General features: G+C 64.4%; 18 protein-coding genes and 1 riboswitch. Of the genes, 7 read left to right on the top strand and 11 right to left on the bottom strand.

All coding sequences use genetic code 11. From position 1 onward, the window contains the following. Window positions 1-82: 82 nt before the first annotated feature. The 3 genes from FHY18_RS05060 to FHY18_RS05050 form a co-directional block, all read right to left on the bottom strand. Window positions 83-3,010 carry a TonB-dependent receptor gene (locus tag FHY18_RS05060; RefSeq protein WP_259151966.1) on the bottom strand — a complete coding sequence of 976 codons (2,928 nt, stop codon included), beginning with the start codon at window positions 3,008-3,010 and terminating at the stop codon, window positions 83-85. 188 nt (window positions 3,011-3,198) lie between these two features. Continuing rightward, window positions 3,199-4,035 (bottom strand): hypothetical protein, encoded by an 837-nt coding sequence (locus tag FHY18_RS05055; protein ID WP_259152506.1) that lies wholly within the window; start codon window positions 4,033-4,035, stop codon window positions 3,199-3,201. Between the two features lie 152 nt (window positions 4,036-4,187). Then, window positions 4,188-5,078, bottom strand: a complete 891-nt coding sequence (locus FHY18_RS05050) for an Hsp33 family molecular chaperone HslO (protein WP_259151965.1) — start codon at window positions 5,076-5,078, stop codon at window positions 4,188-4,190. A gap of 75 nt (window positions 5,079-5,153) precedes the next feature. On the opposite strand from FHY18_RS05050, the gene mtgA reads away from it, so the two are divergent. Genes mtgA through FHY18_RS05035 form a run of 3 tightly spaced genes read left to right on the top strand, consistent with a single transcriptional unit; the run spans window position 5,154 to window position 7,327 of the window. Then, window positions 5,154-5,891 carry a monofunctional biosynthetic peptidoglycan transglycosylase gene (mtgA, locus tag FHY18_RS05045; RefSeq protein ID WP_259151964.1) on the top strand — a complete coding sequence of 246 codons (738 nt, stop codon included), beginning with the start codon at window positions 5,154-5,156 and terminating at the stop codon, window positions 5,889-5,891. Window position 5,892: 1 nt separating this feature from the next. Next, a complete protein-coding gene (locus FHY18_RS05040; RefSeq protein WP_259151962.1) occupies window positions 5,893-6,939 on the top strand; it encodes a glycosyltransferase family 2 protein in 1,047 nt (348 codons plus the stop codon). Continuing rightward, entirely contained in the window at window positions 6,899-7,327 is a 429-nt protein-coding gene (locus FHY18_RS05035; protein WP_259151961.1) for a CBS domain-containing protein, read from the top strand. The genes FHY18_RS05040 and FHY18_RS05035 overlap by 41 nt, the downstream gene beginning before the upstream one ends. 15 nt (window positions 7,328-7,342) lie before the next feature. Here the strand turns inward: FHY18_RS05035 and FHY18_RS05030 are convergent, their stop codons facing one another. The 4 genes from FHY18_RS05030 to FHY18_RS05015 all read right to left on the bottom strand — a co-directional run bounded on the left by FHY18_RS05030 (window position 7,343) and on the right by FHY18_RS05015 (window position 12,677). Next, the gene (locus FHY18_RS05030) at window positions 7,343-9,289 is read right to left on the bottom strand and encodes an AsmA family protein (RefSeq protein ID WP_259152504.1); all 1,947 of its coding nucleotides are present in this window, start codon (window positions 9,287-9,289) and stop codon (window positions 7,343-7,345) included. Between the two features lie 66 nt (window positions 9,290-9,355). Continuing rightward, window positions 9,356-10,000: a hemolysin III family protein gene (locus FHY18_RS05025; RefSeq protein WP_259151960.1), complete on the bottom strand. Its 645-nt coding sequence runs from the start codon at window positions 9,998-10,000 to the stop codon at window positions 9,356-9,358. Between the two features lie 73 nt (window positions 10,001-10,073). Beyond that, a complete protein-coding gene (locus tag FHY18_RS05020) occupies window positions 10,074-11,678 on the bottom strand; it encodes a peptide chain release factor 3 (protein ID WP_259151959.1) in 1,605 nt (534 codons plus the stop codon). A 123-nt stretch (window positions 11,679-11,801) separates the two neighbouring features. Beyond that, the gene (locus FHY18_RS05015; RefSeq protein ID WP_259151956.1) at window positions 11,802-12,677 is read right to left on the bottom strand and encodes a M23 family metallopeptidase; all 876 of its coding nucleotides are present in this window, start codon (window positions 12,675-12,677) and stop codon (window positions 11,802-11,804) included. Between the two features lie 165 nt (window positions 12,678-12,842). Continuing rightward, window positions 12,843-12,963, top strand: a riboswitch (SAM riboswitch). Between the two features lie 71 nt (window positions 12,964-13,034). On the opposite strand from FHY18_RS05015, the gene FHY18_RS05010 reads away from it, so the two are divergent. The 3 genes from FHY18_RS05010 to FHY18_RS05000 are packed head-to-tail and all read left to right on the top strand — an operon-like array spanning window position 13,035 to window position 16,365. Continuing rightward, complete coding sequence (locus tag FHY18_RS05010; RefSeq protein WP_259151955.1) at window positions 13,035-14,066, top strand: homoserine O-succinyltransferase; 1,032 nt, start codon at window positions 13,035-13,037, stop codon at window positions 14,064-14,066. After that, window positions 14,063-15,280, top strand: coding sequence for an O-succinylhomoserine (thiol)-lyase (locus FHY18_RS05005; RefSeq protein ID WP_046964866.1), 1,218 nt, complete (start codon window positions 14,063-14,065; stop codon window positions 15,278-15,280). Before FHY18_RS05010 ends, FHY18_RS05005 begins: the two co-directional genes overlap by 4 nt. Continuing rightward, window positions 15,277-16,365, top strand: a complete 1,089-nt coding sequence (locus FHY18_RS05000; RefSeq protein ID WP_259151954.1) for a homoserine dehydrogenase — start codon at window positions 15,277-15,279, stop codon at window positions 16,363-16,365. Before FHY18_RS05005 ends, FHY18_RS05000 begins: the two co-directional genes overlap by 4 nt. Before the next feature lie 320 nt (window positions 16,366-16,685). Here the strand turns inward: FHY18_RS05000 and FHY18_RS04995 are convergent, their stop codons facing one another. After that, window positions 16,686-17,681 (bottom strand): alpha/beta hydrolase, encoded by a 996-nt coding sequence (locus tag FHY18_RS04995; protein WP_259151953.1) that lies wholly within the window; start codon window positions 17,679-17,681, stop codon window positions 16,686-16,688. Window positions 17,682-17,976: 295 nt separating this feature from the next. Then, window positions 17,977-19,359: an L-serine ammonia-lyase gene (locus FHY18_RS04990; RefSeq protein WP_259151952.1), complete on the bottom strand. Its 1,383-nt coding sequence runs from the start codon at window positions 19,357-19,359 to the stop codon at window positions 17,977-17,979. 85 nt (window positions 19,360-19,444) lie between these two features. Between FHY18_RS04990 and FHY18_RS04985 the strand changes: the two genes are divergently transcribed. Then, window positions 19,445-19,678 carry a glutaredoxin family protein gene (locus tag FHY18_RS04985; RefSeq protein ID WP_259151951.1) on the top strand — a complete coding sequence of 78 codons (234 nt, stop codon included), beginning with the start codon at window positions 19,445-19,447 and terminating at the stop codon, window positions 19,676-19,678. A 713-nt stretch (window positions 19,679-20,391) separates the two neighbouring features. Here the strand turns inward: FHY18_RS04985 and FHY18_RS04980 are convergent. Together FHY18_RS04980 and FHY18_RS04975 are read right to left on the bottom strand one after the other, a co-directional pair. Continuing rightward, window positions 20,392-20,976, bottom strand: coding sequence for a cold shock domain-containing protein (locus tag FHY18_RS04980; RefSeq protein WP_259151950.1), 585 nt, complete (start codon window positions 20,974-20,976; stop codon window positions 20,392-20,394). A 132-nt stretch (window positions 20,977-21,108) separates the two neighbouring features. Continuing rightward, a complete protein-coding gene (locus FHY18_RS04975; RefSeq protein ID WP_259151949.1) occupies window positions 21,109-21,678 on the bottom strand; it encodes a YceI family protein in 570 nt (189 codons plus the stop codon). Window positions 21,679-21,680 lie beyond the last annotated feature (2 nt).

Here is a 21,680-nt window from a genome sequence, read left to right as displayed (position 1 = left end):
GTCTTTTATTCGAATGAAATGCCGAAGGTGACCTGAAGAGGAAGATGCCGCAGAAGCGGCATCCTCCTTTTCCTTTTTCAGATCAGAATCGTGCAGTCCAGCGCATCCAGTAGTACCTGCCGATGGCATCGTAGGTCCGCAAGTCGGTGGAGGCATTGAAGCCGGAATAAACCAGTGGCGGCTGACGATCCGCCAGGTTGCGAACACCGATTTGAATCGTACTGTTGTTCAACGATTCAAGGCGATACCCAAGCTGGAAGTCCGTCTGGGTGTAGGAGGGTACCTGACGTTTGGCCACATAGCCGTCTGTACCTACTTCTGCAACATCCGGTGCTTCGTTGACGTGGTGGACATACCGTGTTGTCAGGCTTGCATTCAGGTTGCCATAAGTCCAGGTCAAATCGTTAAGCGCGCGCCAGCGCGCGATATTACCGAACCCCGACGACGCGGAATCAACGAACGTGCCGGCGAGTCCCTTGCTTTCCGGAATACCCGGGAATGCTCCGACGTCGCTGGTCGGGTCTCCCGACAACAGACGAACGTCGTACTGACGGATGTATGTTGTATCGAGATTCCACGAAAGCTTGCCCCACGCAGCTTCCTGAGTGGTATAGCGGAACCCGAGATCGACGCCGCTGGTCCGCAGCTCACCAAAGTTGCCGATCACGTTCGTCATTTGCGCAACGTCGCCTGCTTCGTCGCGAATGAAGGTGTCGCAGTAGCGGCCGAATTGGTAACACTGGTTCAGCATCACGGTTTCTGGAAGATTGGTGATGAACTGATCCAGGCTTACGCGCCAGTAGTCGGCGGTTACGCTGAAGCCTTCGAGCCAGCTCGGGCTATACACGAAACCATACGTGAAAACGTCGCCTTCTTCCGGCTGGAGGTTCGGGTTGGAGACCTGGAAAGAGGTGACCTGGTTGTTGCTCTGACGGAAGGAGCCGTCAGGCGCGACACCTGCGCAGGCGCGCGGATCGGCCGTCGCCTGCCCCGAGTAACCGTTACAAGGATCGACATAGCTATTTGCGCTTGGTGCTGTGGGTGAAAACAGGTCGCCAATCGTAGGTGCGCGGAAGACGTCTGCATAGGTGCCGCGGATCAACAGATCGGAGAACGGCTTCCATTCCAGCCCGATTTTCGAGTTGTTGGTGCCGCCGAAATTGGAGTAATCCGAGTAACGGGTTCCAAGTGTCAGATTGAGCTTCTCTGCGAAAGGCGCGTCGGTCAACAGTGGGACCAGTACCTCGGCGTAGATTTCGTTGACGTCAAACTTTCCAGAAATATCACCAAACGTACATGCTTCCTGCGTGGTCAAGCAGACAGTTTCACCCGGCGGAATGATCGTGAGGAAATCGCTGGTCGAACTTGCTGACTCCTCGCGTCGCTCCACGCCAACGGCCAACGATACGGTTCCTGCGGGGATATCAAACAGGTCGCCTGTCGCGTTGGCGTTGAAAACTTTGAGGGTGTTTTCGTTGGTGTTGGTAATCGTTGGATTGATCAGACCAAGCGCAGTCAACTGAGCCTGTCCTGCAGCCGTGCTTGCATCTGGTGCCGGTCCCAGGAAGTTGACCGGCAAGCAGCCATTGATGGCCGTGGCTGGGTTGCCTGGCGTCCGGACGCAAATAGGATTTCCGGTTGCTGGATCGATCATGGACGGGCCCAGTGCCGCAGTGAGGCCAGGGCTGAACAAATACCCTTTCACCGAGGATGACTGTGGCGAGCGGCCGTACCCGTACGATGCATCCCAACTCCAGCTGCTGTCACCAAACGCTCCGCGAAGGCCTCCGGTGATCTGGTAGGTTTCCGTTACGAAGCGGGTCGTGCGCGTGGGGATGAAATCACGAAGGCGCAGGCGCGCGTCGGTAATATCGACTCCGAAGGGGTTGTAAAGACTATCGGCGCTGATCGGAACGTCGTCCACTGCAGGTCGGCCGTCGAACGGCAGAGGTGCCAGCGCAAAGGAGGACTCGGTCCGCAGCCACGAGCCAAGTACAAAGGCTTCGACGTTGTCACTGAGCTTGTACGTGCCGTTCATGAAGAGGCTGGTCCGCTCCTGCGGTGTCAGCGTCAAATTTCCATCGGCCTGGTAGTTGTAAACATCGGTTTGCGGATTGAAGCAACGGAAGTCCGAAGGTGACGAGCCAGGACGCCCATCGATTCGCGTAAGAGTAACGTTCGCGCCAGCGCCACAATTGGGGTCAGCTAGATTGACGCCAGCAGCATTCCCACGCGGCACGACATAGCGGCCAGTCAAAATACGGCTCGTCCCACCAATGCCTTTTTCGCCAGCGTAAAGTTGATAAGGCTGGCTTGAGTAGGTGCGATCTGCCGCACGTACTTCTTCGGCTTTATCGTAGCTTGCGCCAAGCATCAGGCTGCCACGATCGCTTGTCATGCCAAAAACGGCGTCATACCGTTCAGTCGACGCGTCACCGCGTGACGATGTTCCGTAATAGGCGCTTGCTTCAACGCCGTCAAAATTTTTGCGGAGAATGAAGTTGACGACGCCGCCAATTGCGTCAGAGCCGTAGATGGCCGATGCGCCATCCTTCAGCACCTCGACGCGCTCAATGAGACCTAAAGGGATGGAGTTGATGTCCACCGCGCCGTTCGCGTTGCTGACGGTGCCAATCCAGCGCCTACCGTCGACCAAGACGAGTGATCGGTTGACACCAAGTCCGCGCAGATCAACTGTAGCCGCGCCTGCACCACCGCCATTGTTGACCTGAGGATTGGTGGCTGCGCCAGCAATGGCCGGCGTGCGCTGAAGAAATTCGCCGACAGTCGCCGCACCGGAACTCTGGATCGTTTGACGATCAATCACGAATACGGGGCTGGAAGTCTCCAGATCAGCGCGCTTAATGCGTGATCCGGTCACTTCAATCTTGTCGAGGTTGGTTGTTGTGCCAGCGGATGTGTCCTGTGCGAAGGAGGTCGATGAATAAGCTCCTCCGACAACAAGCGCAAGTACGACGGCGTCACGCAGTTTGCTTGACGTGCACTTCATGGGCTCTCTCTCCGTGTAACGGTTAGGTTGGCCTGGCAAGCGGGTCCGAAGATGCGGTCCCAAGGCGTCAGGGTGAACCGATGGTATATGGCCGTCCCTAAAAATTAAAGTCCCGTTAACTTTTGTCGCCATGAACGAAAACGCCACCGTATGTGACGGTGGCGTTATTATTTCAAAACGGAAGTAGATTACAGGTCTTGCTCATACCTCACATAAGGAATGGTGCCGTCACTGTTGCTCTCGTTATTCGGCGCAAACGGGTTCTTGCCGCGCGAGATGACGTTCTCCGCGCCGACCGTCAACTGTCCGCTCCACGGGGTGCGCCAGGTCAGGCCCAGGCCCAGGCCTTCCCATTTTTCCGGCTGGCCGGGAACATCGACGACCCGCCCGATGACATTGGCGCTAAAGGCGCCATAGCCGCCGCCGACGCTCAGGGTCTTGCTGTCCCACTGGTCGGCGATGGCCGGAGAGACGTCGGCCAGCGGGACCAGGCGCGCACGGGCGTAAGTGCCACCGATCGAAACAAAGCCTTCGCGGCCGATGTTCTTCTGGCCGAACACGGTCAGATCGTTCTGCTCGACGCGGGTCAGTGGTGCCTTGCCGGCACCGATCAACCACGCTGGCAGCGTGTCGCGACCGGTGCCGGCGGTGACGCCTACACGGCCGCCGGCGCGATTGAAGCCCAGCGTTCCGGAAACCCGGCGCGATGCGGCGGCGCTGTCTTCTTCATCGTCGCCAATGCCGGCGAGCAGGCAGTGACTGGCGAGACCGCTGATGTTGGTGCCGCGGCTGCTATTGCAGAGCAGGCCCAGCGAATCGCCCGAGGTCAGGCCGAACGCGGCATCCAGCGAATTGCGGCCGAAGTGCCAACGCGCGCCGGCCTTCTGCTCGCCAGTGGGTTCCAGATACAGAAAGGCCTCCACCTTGCCGCTGCCCTTGTTCCACACCGGCAGGATGGTGCTCTCGCGCAACTGCTGGGACGTGGACTGCGCATGCACACCCGTGGCTGCCGCAAGGGCAACCAGCAAAGCGAGCGGAAGGCGCAGAAGGTGTCGCATACCAGAGTTCAGACCCAGGGGCAGTTGTTAAGTTCCCGAGAGCGGGCAATGGGAATGCTAGGGCGTTTATGATTATTTAACAAGTGGTCGCGTTCCCCACAACGCACCGCCAATGCTATCTATTGCAACCGTTCCGGCGCCTGCTGAGAGGGCTGCGCCTTGCTGAAAAGTACGGTCAACTCGGTCAACGCAAAGTGATACTCGCGGCCACAGAACTCGCAGCGGACCTCCACTTCGCCGGTCTCCTCGGCGGCTGCGCGCGCCTCTTCCTCACCCAGCGATTCCAGCATCGACGCAACCCGCTCGCGAGAGCAGGAGCAGCCGAAGCTCAGCGGTTTGCCGCCCAGCAACTGCGGGTCTTCTTCGTGGAACAGGCGGTGCAACAGGTCTTCGCCGGCCACCGACAACAGCTCGGGCGCACCGAGGGTGTCGAACAGGGCGCCGATGCGGGTCCAGCCGTCGTTGTCGCCTTCATCGCCAGGCAGTTTCTGCAGCAGCAGGCCGGCGGCCTGATCCGGGCCGGCGGCCAGCAGCAGGCGGGTCGGCAACTGCTCGGACTGCTGGAAATAGGTTTCGAAGGCTTCGGCCAGATCCGGGGCCTGCATGCCCACCAAGCTCTGGTAGCGCTGCGGTTCGCGGGGGTCCAGGCCGGGGTTTTCGATGGTGATCGCCAGCAGCGCGGCCTCGCCCAGCTCGCGCAGGTCGGTGGGCGCGTCGGCACCCTCGGCCAGTTGCACGATGCCGCGCAAGGTCCCCGCAGCGGTGCATTCGGCAAACAGTGTGCGCAGGGTGTCGTTACCGCGCAGCTGCACCGACAGGCGCCCGTCGACCTTGGTGTGGCCGGTGAACAGGGCAGCCGCCACTGCCGCTTCGCCCAGCAGCTGGCGCGCGGCAGGCGGGTACTCGGCCGCGCCCTGGACATCGTGCCAGGCCTTGGTCAGACGCACATGGACGCCACGCACGCCGGCGGCAGGCAGCAGGAAACGGGAAAGCTGGTCGTGATCGGTCATGGAGACATCGGACGTAAGGGACGCTGGTTGCCGGATAATGCGGCAGGCATCGTGATTGAAGGTCGAAGCGAACTAATGGGGACGGATGCATTGGATGGCAAGCAGGTGACACCACCGCGGCGGCGGCGCTGGCTGCGCTGGATCCTGGCGGCGCCGCTGCTGTTTGCTGCGGCGAGCGTGCTGCAGGTGCTGGCGCTGCGGGTGGTCGACCCGCCGATCAGCAGCATGATGGTCGGGCGCTACCTGGAAGCCTGGGGCGAGGGGGATGGGAGCTTTTCCCTGCATCAGCAGTGGCGCGATTACGATCAGATCGCCGCCAGCCTGCCGATTTCGGTGGTCGCTGCCGAGGATCAGCAGTTTCCGGTGCACCACGGCTTCGATCTGCAGGCGATCGAGAAGGCACGCGATCACAATGCGCGTGGCGGGCGCGTGCGCGGGGCCAGCACCATCAGTCAGCAGGTAGCCAAGAATGTCTTTCTCTGGCAGGGGCGCAGCTGGGTGCGCAAGGGCCTGGAGGCCTGGTACACCGTGTTGATCGAGCTGTTGTGGCCCAAGCAGCGCATTCTGGAGATGTACCTCAACGTGGCCGAATTCGGCGACGGGGTCTATGGCGCGCAGGCGGCGGCGCGGCAGTTCTGGGGCAAGGATGCGGCAGGCCTGTCGCCCACCGAGTCGGCGCGTCTGGCCGCAGTATTGCCCTCTCCGCGCCGCTACGATGCGCGCCGGCCCGGCGCCTACGTGCAGCGACGCACCGCCTGGATCCAGCGGCAGGCGCGCCAGCTGGGCGGCGCTGCGTATCTGCAGGCGCAGTGAGGTGAGGACCATCGACGACGCCCAACTGCCGGCCGTCACCGAACGCATCACGGTCGTGATCGCGGCCTTCAACGAAGAAACCAGCATTCCGCTGCTGCATCCGCGCCTGTGCGCGGTGCTGGCGGGCTTGCATGGCTTGCAGACGCGTGTGCTGTATGTCGATGACGGCAGCACCGACGACACCTGGAACGTCCTGCAGGCACTTGCGCAGGACGATGCGCAGGTCAGTGCGCTTCGGCTATCGCGTAATTTCGGCAAGGAAGTGGCGGTATCCGCAGGCCTGGATCATGTGCTGCCGGGCGCGGTGGTGCTGCTCGACGCAGACGGGCAGGATCCGCCGGAACTGATTCCCGAATTCGTCGCTCTCTGGCGCGCCGGCTACGACAATATCTTTGGGACGCGCATCTTTCGCGAGGGCGAGGGCTGGCTCAAGCGCGGCGCCGCACACGCGTTCTATCGCGTCATTGGGCGCTTGTCGCGCACGCCGATCCCGGCCGATACCGGCGATTTCCGGCTGCTTTCGCCACGAGTGGTGCAGGCCCTGCAGCAGTTGCGCGAACGGCACCGCTTCATGAAGGGCTTGTTCGGCTGGGTGGGATTCCGTCAGGTGGCGTTGCCGTACCGACGCGAGCCGCGCTTGTCCGGGAACAGCAAGTTCACGGTCTGGCGGCTATGGAATTTCGCGCTGGACGGCATCACCAGTTTTTCCACGGTGCCGCTGCGCGCGGCGACCTACCTGGGGCTGATGACCGCGCTGGTGGCATTTCTGTTCGGGGCCTGGGTGGTGGTCAAGGCGGCGCTGATCGGCGACCCGGTGGCCGGCTGGCCGACCATGATGTCGGTGATCCTGTTTCTGGGCGGTATCCAGTTGATTGCATTGGGGTTGATCGGCGAATACCTGGGCCGGTTGTACGACGAGGCCAAGCAGCGCCCGCTGTACCTGGTCGATACCCACCGCGGCGCGGTGGGAGTAGTCTGCGACGACCAGACCAAGCGCGGAGCGGGCCATGCAGACCGTACGACAGCTGTTGGGGACCAAACAGGTTGAGGTGTTCGCGGTTGCCGCCGATGCCGCAGTGATCGAGGCGATCCGGCTGATGGCCGAAAAGGGCATCGGTGCGGTGTTGGTGATGGACGGGGAGCGGCTCGTCGGCATCGTGTCCGAACGCGATTACGCGCGCAAGGTGGTGTTGCACGATCGCTCGTCGGCCACCACCAGCGTGGCGGAGATCATGAGTACGCAGGTGGTGACGGTGTCGCCGTCGGAGACCGTGGAGCGCTGCATGCAGTTGATGACCGATGGCCGCTTCCGGCATCTGCCGGTGGTCGAAAACGGCCGCGTGCAGGGCGTGATCTCGATCGGCGACCTGGTCAAGGCGGTGATCGAGATGCAGCAGCGCGACATCGATCAACTGCAGCGCTATATCGCCAGCTGAGGGCGGCGCGAGCAGTTACTTGGCGTACTTGCCGCCGCATTTGCTGTCCTTGCCCGGCCCTGGTTCGAAGGTGGCCAGCAGGGCGGCGGGCGGGGCGATCATGCCCAGGCCGATCGCGATTGCGCCACGCAGGCCGAGCGCCTTGTAGTCGGGATGAAACGACGGATCCTTGAAGGTTCCGCCCACGCGCAGCGGCGAGCGCAGGCTGAGGATGCTGCGGTCCTTCGGGCGCGGGCGCAGCAGCAGATCCAGGGTTTCGTCCTTCAAGCTGATGTTGCCCTCGCCGACGATGATGGTGTCGGTGCTGTCGAAGGCCAGGGCGCGCGATTGCATGAGCCCGTCCTTGACGGCGAAATCCCCGAACATGCAACGCACCGGAATCTGCCGGTCGGTGGTGAACAGGTATTTCAGCGATTCGGCGATGTCCAGGCCGGCCAGTTCCATGATCAGGTTGCCGACATGGCCGCGGCCCATGCCGACGCCGATCGAGCCGTCCGCGCTGCCGAGCATGGCGGCAATTGAATTGCCGCGGCCACGCAGATCCAGCGCGCCGCCGATTGCGCCTGAAGCCTGCTTGGCGAGCGCGGCATCCGGAAACAGCCGATCCAGCCGAATGCCGCGAATGCCTGCCTTCAGCTGCGTGACGATGACGGGGTTGCGCGCGTCCATGCGGATGGCCGAGCGGATGTCGCCACCGGCCACGCCAAAATTCAGCGGGTCCAGCTGCAGCAGACCGTCCTTCAACGTCAGCGACGCATCCATGTCGTCCAGTGGCCACGACGGCGCATTGATGCGCTGCGCGCGCCAGCGCACCTGTGCATCCATCGCGCGCAGTTTGGTCAGGTCGTAGGGCGTGGTCGGCAGGATCCGCGCGCTGGCGGCAAGTTGCGCTGCCTGTTTCTTCTGTTGTGCGTTGGCCGATTCGTCGCCGCCTGTTTTGGGCGGTGCACCGACAAAACCGGCCAGGTCGTCGAAATCCAGCCGCCTGGATGCCAGGTCGGCGCGCAGCAACGGGCGTTTGTTGCGCAGGTCCACCTCGGCCGTGCCGGACAGATCGCTGTCGCCGGCGGTGCCGGTGAACTTCTCGTAGCGCCACACCTGGCCATCGCGGCGCAGCCGCCCATCGAGTGTGTACGGTGGCGTGGAGGGCATGGCGACGCCGGTCAGCGGGTAAAGGTCTTGCATGTCCTGGCCACTGAGCGCCATCTGCAGATCGAAGACACGGAACTGGAACGGATTGGTCAGGGTGCCGCGCACATGCGTGCGGGTGGCGCCGGCGCTGCCGCGTAGATCGATGCGGAAGGGATGCTCGCTCTGGCTCAGCTCGAGCGGCGAGGCTGTGTTGCCTTTCAGCGTGAACGGGTAACCCTTCCAGCGACCCTTTCCGTCGATGCCGATTGGTGCTGCACGTTGATCGCTGCGCGCAGGCGCCAGGCTATTGATGGCCACATCGATATCTGAACGCGCGTCGTCGTCGATGTAGCGCAGCCGTCCCTTGGTCACCAGCAACCGGCCCAGCCGCGGCATGCTGCCATTGCCATCCTGATCGTCGAACACCCAGTTACCCGGGTGCGTGTCGTTGCCGGCTTCCAGCAGGACGGTGGGCTGATCGAGGCGGATTTCCGGCAGCCGTACCTTGCCGCGCAGCAGGGGCCATAGCTCGACGTCGATCTCGGCGGCGTTCAGTTCTGCCATCGCACCGCGCTTGGACCACGCGGCATTCGCCAGCTGCAGCCGCTCGCCGCGAACCGTGGTGGTGCGGCCCAGGTCCACATCCAGATGTCCCAGCCGGAACTCGCGGCCGGTCTTGGCGCTGACGATGCGTTCGACCGGGCCGCGTAGCCAGTTCCAGTCGAATAGCAACACGAAGATCGCCAGGACGGCGGCAACACCGCCAAGCCCGATCAGCCAGCGTCGACGGCGCAGCGTACGGGAGGCGTGGGAATCGGCAGCATGGGTCACGTTGTTCACGTGCGCATGGTTGGCGATGACTTGTGCACGGCGTGCGAACGGGCCGGCACCATTCGATCACATGACCTGTTCGACCACCGCAACGAAGTGGCAGGCGCTACCGGCGAGCACGAACAGGTGCCAGATCGCGTGGAAGTAGCGTTGCGTGTCGCGCTGATAGAAGTAGGTGCCCAAGGTATAGAAAAGCCCGCCAGCGAGCAGCCAGCACAGCGACCACGTGTCCACCGCAACCAGCAGAGGCTTGATGGCCACGATGATCAGCCAGCCCATGGCCAGGTAGAGAACCGTCGACAGCAAGCGAAAGCGGCCGGTGAAGAACAGTTTGAAGAGCACCCCGGCGGCGGCGATCGTCCAGATGGCGGCGAACAATCCCCAGCCCCAGGTGCCACGCAAATTGATCAGCGTAAAGGGCGTATAGGTGCCGGCGATCAACAGGTAGATCGCGCAGTGATCCAGCACCTGCAGGCGCGCTTTGGCGCCCGGATGCGGGATTGCGTGGAACAGCGTGGAGGCGACGTAGAGCAACACCAGCGTGGCACTGAACACGATGGAGGTGGCCAATTGCCAGCCATCGCCATAGATGGCGGCCAGTGTGATCAGCACCGAACCGCCTGCCAGGGCGGCGATGGCACCCAGGCCGTGGGTCACGGCGCTGGCGATTTCGTCGCGCAGGTCGGTCGAGGGGGAGGCGTCTGCGTTCATGCCAAAAAGGTACCGTAACTGCACGCAAATCGCATCGCCAGCCGTTGCGCTTCCTTAGCGATCCTGGTCTATGTCAGTCGATTGCCTTGGCGTGCGCGTGTTCGCGCGTTGCCGAGAAGCGCACATCCGGCGCACGTTCCTGCGCCAGCTGCAGGTTGACGCGCGTCGGTGCGAGATAGACCAACTGACCGGCCGCATCCACGCCCAGGTTGCCGGCGTTCTTCTCGCGGAATTCCTCCAGCTTCTTGGCGTTGTCGCAATGCACCCAGCGCGCGGTGGTGACGCTCACCGGTTCGAAGATCGCATCCACGCCGTATTCGTCCTTGAGCCGGTAGGCCACCACGTCGAACTGCAGCACGCCCACCGCGCCCAGGATCAGATCGTTGCTCATCAACGGGCGGAAGAACTGCGTGGCGCCTTCCTCGGACAGCTGCGCCAGGCCCTTCTGCAGCTGCTTGAGCTTGAGCGGGTCGCGCAGGCGTGCGCGGCGGAACAGTTCCGGCGCGAAGTTGGGGATGCCGGTGAACGACAGCGATTCGCCTTCGGTGAAGGTGTCGCCGATGGAAATGGTGCCGTGGTTGTGGATGCCGATGACATCGCCCGGCCACGCTTCGGCGGCGATTTCGCGGTCGCTGGCCATGAAGGTCAGTGCGTTGGCGAGTTTGAGTTCCTTGCCGCTGCGCACGTGCAGCGCTTTCATGCCGGCGGCGAACTTGCCCGAGCACACGCGCATGAAGGCCACGCGGTCGCGATGCTGCGGGTCCATGTTGGCCTGGATCTTGAACACGAAGCCGCTGAGCTTGGCTTCGGTCGCCTCGACGCGGCGTCCGGTGGTGTCGCGCGCCTGCGGCGGCGGTGCGTGCTCGATGAAGAAGTCCAGCAGCGGCTGCACGCCGAAGTTGTTGACGCCCGAGCCGAAAAACACCGGTGTCTGCTGGCCGGCGCGGTAGGCCGCCAGATCGAAGGCGTTGCTGGCGCCCTGCACCAGTTCCAGTTCGTCGCGCAGCTCGGCCAGCATCTGCTCGCCGATCTTTTCGGCCAGGCCGGGCGCCTCAAGGGACGGGAAGATGGTCGAATCCTGGCGGGTGAAGTTGCGGCCCTGTTCGTACAGGTGCACTTCGCCGCTGATCAGATGCACCACGCCCTTCAGGCGTTGGCCCATGCCGATCGGCCAGGTCACCGGCGCGCACTGGATGCCCAGCACGGTTTCCACTTCATCCAGCAGATCGATCGGGTTCTTGCCTTCGCGATCGAGCTTGTTGATGAAGGTCATGATGGGGGTGTCGCGCAGGCGGCAGACTTCCATCAGCTTGATGGTGCGTTCCTCCACGCCCTTGGCCACGTCGATCACCATCAGCGCCGAGTCCACTGCGGTCAGCACGCGATAGGTGTCCTCGCCGAAGTCGGCGTGGCCGGGAGTGTCGAGCAGGTTGACGATCTTGCCCTCGTACGGGAACTGCATCACCGAGGAGGTGACCGAGATGCCGCGTTCCTTTTCCAGCGCCATCCAGTCCGAGGTGGCGTGACGGGCGGCCTTGCGGCCCTTCACCGAGCCGGCCATCTGGATCGCACCGCCGAACAGCAGCAGCTTCTCGGTCAGCGTGGTCTTGCCCGCATCGGGGTGGGAGATGATGGCGAAGGTGCGGCGGCGCGCGGCTTCGTTGGAGACTTCGGACATGGGCGGTGCGCGCCCGGTCGGACGCCTGCGGAAACTGAGGAAGCCGACGATTATAGCGGCTTCGGCGCAACGGGCCTTTGCGGACCGGCGGCCAGGTGGCATCGGGGCGCCGGGACGTCAGTGCTAAGGGGCCGGCGAGGGGAAGTGCAGCTCGCCCCGCGGGCCCCACATCCGGAACGGTACCGACACCAGTTGCAGATCGGCGTTGCGCTGCACCGAGAAATGCAGGTGCGCGGCGGTGCTGTAGCCGGTATTGCCCGAGGCGCCGAGCCGTTCGCCGGCGCCGACCCGCTGGCCGGCGTGCACTGCCACGCCGTTCGGGACCAGATGGGCGTACAGCGCCATGCTGCCGTCGGCGTGCAGCACCCGCACCAGGTTGCCGCCGCCCGCGCCAGGGTCGTGGACGCTGCTTTCAGCGACGTCTTTGCGTATCTCCATGACTACGCCCTCGCGCGCGGCCAGCACCGGCGTGCCCTGGGGAAGGGCGAAGTCCACCGCATACCAGTTGGGTAGATCGGCATGGCTGAACTGGCCGCCGAAGCCCTGATCCACCTGCACCGGCGCATCGCGGAACGGCAGCTGATAGCCCGCCGGCTGCGGCTGCGCCTGAGGATCGCCAGGCACGATGTCGAGCTTGAGTCCCAGCCCACCCAGGGTGCGCTGGTTGCTGGCCGGGTACAGTCGTGCCAGCAGGCGACGCTCGTGCGCAGCCATCAGCACCGTGAGCGGCAGTTGCGGCACGGCGCGGTAATCCTCGTTGGGTGGAGCGCTCAGCCGGACCTGCGCAGGCCCGGACAGCGGGTTGGTCACCCATGCCAGATAGACCGGTGCCTGCCATTCCAGTTGCAGGGCCGGGCTGGTGCCCGTTGTGGCAGAGGCGACTGGCGTCGATAGGGTGCGCGACGCGGCCGGTGCCGCGCCGCCGTTCCAATGCCAGCGCTGTTGCGCAGCGGCGGGCGGCGCACCTGCCAGCAGGGCGGCGACCAACACCGGAAGCATTACGGGCGAAAGAGAGCGGAAGACGCGGTGATGCACGCGATTGGCTTGAGCGAACGGAGCCGCAAGTATGCGGTGCATCACAGTGTCCGGTGGTATCGGATGAAAATATATCTCTCCATCCGCATGAAGCGATTGACATCGCAAAAGTGCGGTGGCATCTTAGCCTCACCATCGAGACCGGCGGAGGGACAGGCCCTTTGATGCCGGGGCAGCCAGCGGAGCGCGCAAGCGCCCGCGTTTGGTGCCAAATCCTGCGGGGACCTTCGCGTCCGCCGAAAGATGGTTCGAATCGTGCCTTGCGCACGTCGAACGCGAGCTCCCGCGAAGCTCGATGGCCGATCCACCCCGGATATCGCCATGAGCCTCGTGACTACAGCATCGCCAACGACCACTGATGACCTAGACACTCCCGCCGCCGACATCGACGGCGTGATCGCGTTGCGCGGCGACATCGCCGTGTCGTTGCCGATGCGCCATGCCGGCATGCGCGAGGTGCGCCTGCGCTACGAATTGATCGGCGCTGCCAATGCGCCGGTGGTGTTCGTCGCCGGCGGCATCTCGGCCCATCGGCACCTGGCGGCCAGTGCTGTGTTCCCCGAGAAGGGCTGGGTGGATGGCCTGGTCGGTGCGGGCCGCGCGTTGGACCCGTCATCGCGTCGTCTGTTGGCCTTCGACTTCCTAGGCGCCGACGGCACGCTGGATGCGCCGATCGACACCGCCGACCAGGCAGATGCCATCGCCGCGCTGCTCGACGCGCTGGGAATCGCGCGGCTGCACGGCTTTGTCGGCTACTCGTATGGCGCGCTGGTCGGGCTGCAATTCGCCACCCGTCATGCCGGCCGGGTCGGCACCTTGATTGCGGTGAGCGGGGCGCATCGCGCGCATCCGTATGCCGCCGCGTGGCGCGCATTGCAGCGCCGTGCGGTGGCGCTGGGCCAGCTGCAGTGCGCGGAAAATCACGGGCTGGCGCTGGCGCGGCAATTCGCCATGCTCAGCTATCGCACGCCGGAAGAATTCAGCGAGCGCTTCGATGCGCCGCCGGAAGTGATCAATGGCCGCGTGCGCGTTGCAGCCGAAGACTATCTGGATGCCGCCGGCGCGCAATACGTGGCCCGCACGCCGGTCACCGCGTACTTGCGCCTGTCCGAATCCATCGACCTGCATCGCATCGACCCGGCGCAGGTCAGCGTGCCCACCGTCGTGGTGGCGGTGGAGGGCGATCGCCTGGTGCCGCTGGCCGACATGGTCAGCCTGGTCGAAGGCTTGGGCCCGCGCGGCAGCCTGCGTGTGCTGCGTTCGCCGTACGGCCACGACGCCTTCCTGAAAGAAATCGATCGCATCGACGCGATCCTCACTACTGCCCTTCGCATTACCGGAGAAATCGCATGAGCTATCGTGACCCCGCCGACGCCCCCTGTACCGCCGCCACTGCCGCCGTGCGCGCAGGCATCGACCGCGATACCGCCTACGGCGCGGTGACCCCGCCGATCGTGCTGTCGTCGAACTTCTCCTTCGACGGGTTCGGCAACAAGCGTCAATACGACTACACCCGCAGCGGCAATCCCACCCGTGATCTGCTCGGCGAGGCCCTGGCCGAACTGGAAGGCGGCGCCGGCGGCGTCATCACCTCCACCGGCATGGGCGCGATCAACCTGGTGCTCAACGCCGTGCTGCAGCCCGGTGATACGCTGGTGGTGCCGCACGATGCGTACGGCGGCAGCTGGCGCCTGTTCAATGCGCTGGCCAAGAAGGGCCACTTCGCGCTGATCACCGCCGACCTTACCGACCCGCGTTCGCTGGCCGATGCATTGGCGCAGTCGCCCAAGCTGGTGCTGATCGAAACCCCATCCAACCCGCTACTGCGCATCACCGATCTGCGCTTTGTCATCGAAGCGGCGAAGAAGGTGGGTGCGTTGACCGTGGTGGACAACACCTTCCTGTCGCCGGCACTGCAGAAGCCACTGGAATTCGGTGCGGATCTGGTGCTGCATTCCACTACCAAGTACATCAACGGCCATAGCGATGTGGTGGGCGGTGCGGTGGTGGCGCGCGATGCCGAGCTGCATCAGCAACTGGTGTGGTGGGCCAATGCGCTGGGCCTGACCGGCTCGCCGTTCGATGCCTTCCTGACCTTGCGCGGCCTGCGCACGCTGGATGCGCGCCTGCGCGTGCACCAAGAAAATGCCGACGCGATCGCTGCGCTGCTGGACGGGCACGCGGCAGTCAATCAGGTGTATTTCCCCGGCCTGGCGACGCATCCGGGCCATGCCCTGGCGGCGCGTCAGCAGAAGGGCTTCGGCGCGATGATGAGTTTCGAGTTGAACGGTGGCGAAGCGGCGGTACGCGCCTTCGTCGATGGGTTGCGCTACTTCACCCTGGCCGAGTCGCTGGGTGGCGTGGAAAGCCTGATCGCGCATCCGGCCTCGATGACGCATGCGGCAATGACCGCCGAAGCACGTGCGGCGGCCGGGATTTCCGACGGGCTGCTGCGGTTGTCGATCGGGATCGAATCGGCCGAAGACTTGCTGATCGACCTGCGCGCCGGTCTGGCGCGTGCCGAAGCGACCCTGACCGCCACCAATCGCAAGCAGGTCGACGCGTGAGCACTGTGCTGCCTGTTTCGCGCCGGGCTTCGGTGGCAGCAGTGACGCCGACACCACGGCTGGCCTTGCTGGGCACCGGGACGGTAGGGCGTGCGTTCGTGGCGCGCTACACCGCGCTGCAGGAGCGTCAGTTGCAGTTGCCGCGCTTCGACTGGTTGGCCAATTCGCGGATCGCCCAGGATTGCGGCGTGAGCGCGGAGCAGGCATTGCTGCAGGCCAACGCCGCGCCGCGTGGGCAGGCCGTGCTGCAGCCGTGGGCCGAAACCGTCGCGTTGCGTGCTGGCGATGTGCTGGTGGATGCCACGGCCAGCGATGTGGTGGCCGATTGGCACGTGGAGTGGTTGGGCCGCGGCGTGCATGTGGTGACCGCCAACAAGCTGGGCCAGGGCACGGCGTTGTCGCGTGCGCAGGCGCTGCTTGCCGCCCGCCATGCCACTGGCGCGCATTATGGCGACAGCGCCACCGTCGGCGCCGGGTTGCCGGTGCTGAGCAGCGTTCGCGCCTTGGTGGCAGGCGGCGACCATATCCATTCGATCGAGGGTGTGCTGTCGGGATCGTTGGCCTGGCTGTTTCATCGCTATGACGGCAGCGGCGCGTTTTCGCACTGCGTGCGCGAAGCGGTGGCGTCGGGTTACACCGAGCCGGATCCGCGGATCGACCTGTCCGGCGAGGATGTGCGGCGCAAGCTGCTGATCCTGGCGCGTGCGGCCGGATGGCAACTGGAGGCCGAACAGGTACACGTGGAGTCGCTGGTGCCTGCCGGGCTCACCAGCGTGCCGATCGGCCAACTGGATGCACGCCTGGGCGAACTGGATGCGGTCGTAAGCGCGCGCTGGCAGCAGGCACGCGCAGCGGGGCGGTGTCTGCGTTTTGTAGGCCGGGTGGACGCGCATGGCGCAAGCGTGGGACTGCGCGAGCTGGCGCTGGAGCATCCCTTGGCTGGCGGCGCCGGAACCGACAACCGTGTCGCGATCAGCAGCGACCGTTACCGCGAGCAGCCGTTGTTGATCCAGGGCCCGGGTGCAGGTGCGGAGGTCACGGCAGCCGCGTTGCTGGACGATGTGCTGCGGATCGTGGCGGGTTGATGTTTGCGTTGCGCGGCAGAAGCGTTGGTTCTGCCGCGGGCTTAGCGCTGATTGGTGCGGTCGTCATGATTGGTGGCGGTCGGACCGGGAAGCTGTCTGCGCACTGTCTGCGCTTCATCGCCTGGCAGGGGTGGGTGCGTTCTCCGCGGGGCAACGTGCTCGCTCGCGTCACGGTGAGTTGCCCATGATGGCTGCGGCCTGTGCTTTGCCTGCCGTGGTCGTCTTCAAACGCTGCGTGATGGCCGCAACCGGCAGTGCCCGGGCTGCTGCGTTGGCAGGGGAAGTAACGCACGGCAGCCGATTGCCGTGCGCTGTTGCAATTACTGCGCGATGGCCTTCAGCAGTGCGGCATTGAAACGCGCGGGGTCCTGTACCTGCGGCGAGTGCCCCAGGTCGGCAAATTCGATCAGGGTCGCCTTCGGAATGGCCGCAGCTGCCTGCTTGCCCAGCTTGGTGTAGTCGCCGACGCGCGCCTTGACCTGCGGCGGTGCGGTGTCCTTGCCGATCGCGGTGCGGTCCTTGAGGCCGATGAACAGCGTGGTCGGTACCGTCAGCTTGGGCAGCTCATACACGACCGGTTGGTTGAACACCATGTCGTAAGTCAGCGCCTGATTCCAGGCGACCGCCTGCTTGCCGTTGCCCAGCGACATGCCGGCCTGCATGCGCGCCCAGCGTTCGAATTCGGGCTTCCATTGACCGGCGTAGTACACGTCCATCTGATATTTTTTGATGCGCTCGAAACTGCTCTTGAGCTCGTTGTCGTACCAGGCATCCACGCTGCGCCATGGAATACCTTCGGCCTTCCAGTCTTCCAGTCCAATCGGGTCGACCAGGGCGAGGTGTTCGGTGGCTTGCGGGTACATCAGTGCGTAGCGGATCGCGAGCATGCCGCCCATCGAGTGGCCGACGACCACTGCGCGGTTGATCCCCAGTGATTTCAGCAATGCGTGGGTATTGTTGGCCAGCTGCGCGAACGAGAACTGATAGGCAGCCGGTTTGCCGGATTTGCAGAAGCCCACCTGGTCCGGCGCGATCACGCGGTAGCCGGCCTTGCTCAGGGCCGCGATGCTGGATTCCCAGGTGGCCGCGCAGAAATTCTTGCCATGCAGCAGCACGGCGGTGCGTCCGTTCGGCTTGCCGGTGGGTGCGACATCCAGGTACGCCATTTCCAGCGGCTGCTGCTGCGAGGTGAACGCGTACGTCTTGACCGGGTAGGGGTAATCAAAGCCTTCAAGACGCGGGCCGTAGCTGGCCTGTTGGGCCATCAGCGGGCCGCAGGCCAGGGTCAGTGCGAGTGCACAGGCGAGATGTCGCATCGTGTTCTCCATCCGGGGTCCGTGCCGAAAGGCTACATGACGCACCGTGGTGGAGGCGTGGATCCGGGCGGTGCGACGGCTAGGGGGTGTGGTGGGCTGACTTGCCCTCATCCGCCCTTCGGGCACCTTCTCCCGCAGGCGGGAGAAGGGGGGGGCTTCTGCGGAATGGCATGGCGATGCGGGCTTGTTTTCTGCCGCAGGCGCAGGCCGGTTAGGCGCTGCAGCCGTGGCACCAATTGCTGGATCAACCTGGCGTGGTGCGATGCGTTCTGATCGCATCATGCCACCGGCAGACTCAGCACTCGATGACGTTCACCGCCAGGCCGCCGCGGCTGGTTTCCTTGTATTTGTCCTGCATGTCGCGGCCGGTGTCGCGCATGGTCTTGATGACCTTGTCCAGCGAGACCTTGTGCTTGCCGTCGCCGCGCATGGCCATGCGGCTGGCGTTGATGGCTTTCACTGCACCCATCGCATTGCGTTCGATGCATGGGATTTGCACCAGCCCGCCGATCGGATCGCAGGTCAGGCCAAGGTTGTGTTCCATGCCGATTTCCGCAGCGTTCTCGATTTGCCCCGGATTGCCGCCCAGCGCGGCGACCAGACCGCCGGCGGCCATCGAGCAGGCCACGCCCACTTCGCCCTGGCAGCCGACTTCGGCACCGGAAATGGAGGCGTTCTCCTTGTAGAGAATGCCGATGGCCGCAGCGGTGAGCAGGAAATCGAAGATGCGCTGTTCGGATGCGCCGGGGCAGAAGCGGTCGAAGTAATGCAGCACCGCCGGGATGATGCCGGCCGCGCCGTTGGTGGGGGCGGTGACCACGCGGCCACCGGCCGCGTTCTCTTCGTTGACGGCGAGCGCGTAGAGATTGACCCAGTCCAGCGTGGTCAGCGGGTCGCGCATGGCCGCTTCCGGTTTGGACGACAGTTCGCGGTACAGCGCCGGTGCGCGCCGCGACACGTTCAGGCCACCCGGCAAGGTGCCTTCCTGGCGGATACCGCGCTCCACGCAGGACTGCATGGCTGCCCACAGTTCGCGCAGGCCGCTGCGGATCTCGTCTTCGCTGCGCCAGCTCTTTTCGTTTTCGAACATCAGCGCGGCGATGCTCAGGCCGCTGCGCGCGCATTGCGCGAGCAGTTCGTCGCCGCTGAGGAACGGGTAGGGCAGCGGTGTCTCGTCGGCCACGATGCGGTCGTCGGCGGCATCGTCCTGGTTAACCACAAAACCGCCGCCCACCGAGTAGTAATCGCGCGTGGCAATCACGCTGTCGTCGGCGGCGTACGCGGTGAAGCGCATGCCGTTGGTGTGGTACGGCAGCTTCTGTCGCTTGTTCATCGGCAGGTCGCGCTTCTCGTCGAAGCCGATTTCGTGCTGCCCCATCAGGGCGATGCGCTTGCTGGAGCGGATGCGCTCCAGCGTGGCGGGGATGATGTCCGGGTCGATCAGGTTGGGGCGGTGGCCTTCCAGTCCGAGCAGCACGGCCTTGTCGGTGCCATGGCCGCGGCCGGTCAGGGCCAGCGAGCCAAAGACTTCGGCGCGGATGCGCACCACGTCCTGCAGGCGACCGGCATCGAGCAGCCAGCGATGCACGAAGCGTTCTGCGGCGCGCATCGGCCCCACGGTGTGGGAGGAACTCGGACCGATGCCGATCTTGAACAGGTCGAACGTGCTGACAGCCATGCTTGCCGGAGAGGTGAGCGTAAAGGCGGCTATTCTAGTCGGTCGGCGATTGCAGCATGGCTGCAGCGCAGCATGGGACCTTCCAATGGCCTTGACTCTTTATCAGCGCGACGAGTGCCACCTGTGCGACCAGGCGGTGGAGGTGCTGGCGCAGGCGCGCGCGGGCGAGTTCAGTAGCGTCTTCATCGACGACGATGCGGCGCTTGAAGCCGCTTACGGGGAGCGCGTGCCAGTGCTGCGCGATGCGGATGGGCGCGAGTTGGACTGGCCGTTCGACAGCCGGCGTTTGCGCGAGTGGTTGAATGCCGGCACGCGATGATGCAGCGTGTGCGCACCAGGTACCCGCCAGATTTGGATTCAGGGTGGCCGAAAACGACTTCGCGCCGGTCTGGTGCGAAGTGGATGATCTGGGCCGACGCTGCAGGGCGGCCGATCTGTCACTTGGCTGCAGGGCCCTTGCCCGCCCACCATCGCGGGACACGCCGTGAATCCGTCCATGGAGGCTCTTACGCGGCATCCATGCCGCGTAAGGTCCCGCGACGGTGGGCGGGCAAGGGCCTGTCGAGATGGTCGGTGTGCAGGATTTTCAGTAAAGCGGCCAGCAATCTGTCTGGTGCGGTGTCCTCGCCGATTGCGGGACCGTTGGCGGCATGGATGCCGCCACCGAGCCTCCACGGACGGATTCACGGCGTGTCCCGCGAGCGGTGAGGGCACCGCGCCCGCGACGCCGCGAGTTTGCTGCAGGGTCCTTGCCCGCCCACCATCACGGGACACGCTGCAAGCACGTCCCTGTAAGCTCTTACGTGGCATCCATGCCGCGTAAGGTCCCGCGACGGTGTGCGGGAAAGGACCAGTCAAAATGGTCGGTGTGCAGGGTTTTCGGTAAAGCAGCCAGCAAACTGTCTGGTGCGGTGAGGGCATCGCGCTCTCGACTCACTAAACGTTTGACCTGTGCTTTTGACCACATCCAACAAGGTGCGGCTAACAAATTATTCTTGTCGGCCGCCCGTTCAAGGTGTCGGCCGCATTGATTTAACGGCACCACTGCTGCTCGCAGGGCACTCCATCGTGATCACCGTCCATTGCCGTATTTGGGCAATGCTGCAACACGTACGTGGCATCTTCGCAGGAGGTCATCTGTGAGCAATGCGTGCGCCCGCCACAGCGATATTGAGAGGTGGGAGCAGATGCAGGAGCGGCCACTACGTGCCGCTCCTGCGGCGACGTCTGCTCAGGTGCCGGTGCCGGAGTAAACGCATCGATCAGGTAATCGCGCTGCTGGTAGGCGAACGCCCCGCCACCGAGCACCAGCATCATGAGCAAGACCTTGCCAAGCCCGAGTTGTCCTTTTGCCGGCGTCGTGCGTGCCGTGTTGCGTCGCGCGGGGGCGTCATGCCTGGGCGCGTGCGTACCGGCACGCACGACGCGCACCGCGCGCGGACGACCATCCGGACCATGCTCGGTTTCGAAGGAGATCACTTCGCCGATGCGCGGCGCCTCGAGGCCGCGTGGGAACGCGGAAACATGCACGAACAGGTCATCGCCTGGCTGGGCAGGCGTGATGAAGCCAAAGCCACGATCGGCATTCCAGCGGGTCAACGTGCCGTGTGTGCGCATCGTCGGCGTCCTTTGGGCGAGTGCCGAGTCTAGCTGTCGCGCGGTGTCATTCAATCACCAGGCATAAAAAAGCGGCGGACCCGACGAGGTAGTCCGCCGCTCAGTGGCCGCGTCCGGTTGCGGCCTATGGCCTTACTTCGCCTTCAACACGACCTTGGTGCTGATCGCGGTTTCGTTGGGGATGGTCTTGGTGTCGGCCCAGTCGCCGCCGCCCACGCCGAAGTCAAGCCGCTTTACCACCGCCTTGCCTGCCAAGACGGGCTGCGCGCCCGGCGTCCAGGTGAAGGTCAGCGTGACCGGCTTGCTGACGCCGCGCAGTTCCAGGGTGCCGTCGGCCGCGTATTGATTGCCGCCGAGCGCACGGAATTTGTCGGCGCGATAGCGTGCGGTGGCAAACTTGGCGACGTTGAAAAAGTCCGGACCTTGCAAGGTCGAATCGCGATCGTTGTTGCCGCTGATCGCGCTGGCCAGCGGAATGCGCACATCGAGCTTGGCTGCGGCCAGATTGGCCGGATCGAAACTCAGCGTGGTATCGAAGCCGGGGAACTTGCCGGTGAACACTTCGCCGTCGTACTTGCTGGCAAACACCAGCGTCGAGCCGGGGGCCTGGACGTAGTCGGCGGCCAGCACCGGCGCGGTGGCGAAGGTGGCGACCAGCGACGCGGCGACCAGCAGGGGAGAGGCGAACAACTTGGACGACATGG

Source organism: Xanthomonas sp. 3793 (genome assembly GCF_024806835.1).
Classification (GTDB): domain Bacteria; phylum Pseudomonadota; class Gammaproteobacteria; order Xanthomonadales; family Xanthomonadaceae; genus Xanthomonas; species Xanthomonas arboricola_F.
This window is presented reverse-complemented; position numbering and strand designations above follow the sequence as displayed.

Bases quoted from the DNA above. Each gene is read 5' to 3' on its own strand.
- FHY18_RS05060 (WP_259151966.1), bottom strand. From the start codon at position 3,010: ATGAAGTGCACGTCAAGCAAACTGCGTGACGCCGTCGTACTTGCGCTT.
- FHY18_RS05050 (WP_259151965.1), bottom strand. From the start codon at position 5,078: ATGACCGATCACGACCAGCTTTCCCGTTTCCTGCTGCCTGCCGCCGGC.
- mtgA (WP_259151964.1), top strand. From the start codon at position 5,154: ATGGGGACGGATGCATTGGATGGCAAGCAGGTGACACCACCGCGGCGG.
- FHY18_RS05035 (WP_259151961.1), top strand. From the start codon at position 6,899: ATGCAGACCGTACGACAGCTGTTGGGGACCAAACAGGTTGAGGTGTTC.
- FHY18_RS05025 (WP_259151960.1), bottom strand. From the start codon at position 10,000: ATGAACGCAGACGCCTCCCCCTCGACCGACCTGCGCGACGAAATCGCC.
- FHY18_RS05020 (WP_259151959.1), bottom strand. From the start codon at position 11,678: ATGTCCGAAGTCTCCAACGAAGCCGCGCGCCGCCGCACCTTCGCCATC.
- FHY18_RS05015 (WP_259151956.1), bottom strand. From the start codon at position 12,677: ATGCTTCCGGTGTTGGTCGCCGCCCTGCTGGCAGGTGCGCCGCCCGCC.
- FHY18_RS05010 (WP_259151955.1), top strand. From the start codon at position 13,035: ATGAGCCTCGTGACTACAGCATCGCCAACGACCACTGATGACCTAGAC.
- FHY18_RS05005 (WP_046964866.1), top strand. From the start codon at position 14,063: ATGAGCTATCGTGACCCCGCCGACGCCCCCTGTACCGCCGCCACTGCC.
- FHY18_RS04995 (WP_259151953.1), bottom strand. From the start codon at position 17,681: ATGCGACATCTCGCCTGTGCACTCGCACTGACCCTGGCCTGCGGCCCG.
- FHY18_RS04990 (WP_259151952.1), bottom strand. From the start codon at position 19,359: ATGGCTGTCAGCACGTTCGACCTGTTCAAGATCGGCATCGGTCCGAGT.
- FHY18_RS04985 (WP_259151951.1), top strand. From the start codon at position 19,445: ATGGCCTTGACTCTTTATCAGCGCGACGAGTGCCACCTGTGCGACCAG.
- FHY18_RS04980 (WP_259151950.1), bottom strand. From the start codon at position 20,976: ATGCGCACACACGGCACGTTGACCCGCTGGAATGCCGATCGTGGCTTT.
- FHY18_RS04975 (WP_259151949.1), bottom strand. From the start codon at position 21,678: ATGTCGTCCAAGTTGTTCGCCTCTCCCCTGCTGGTCGCCGCGTCGCTG.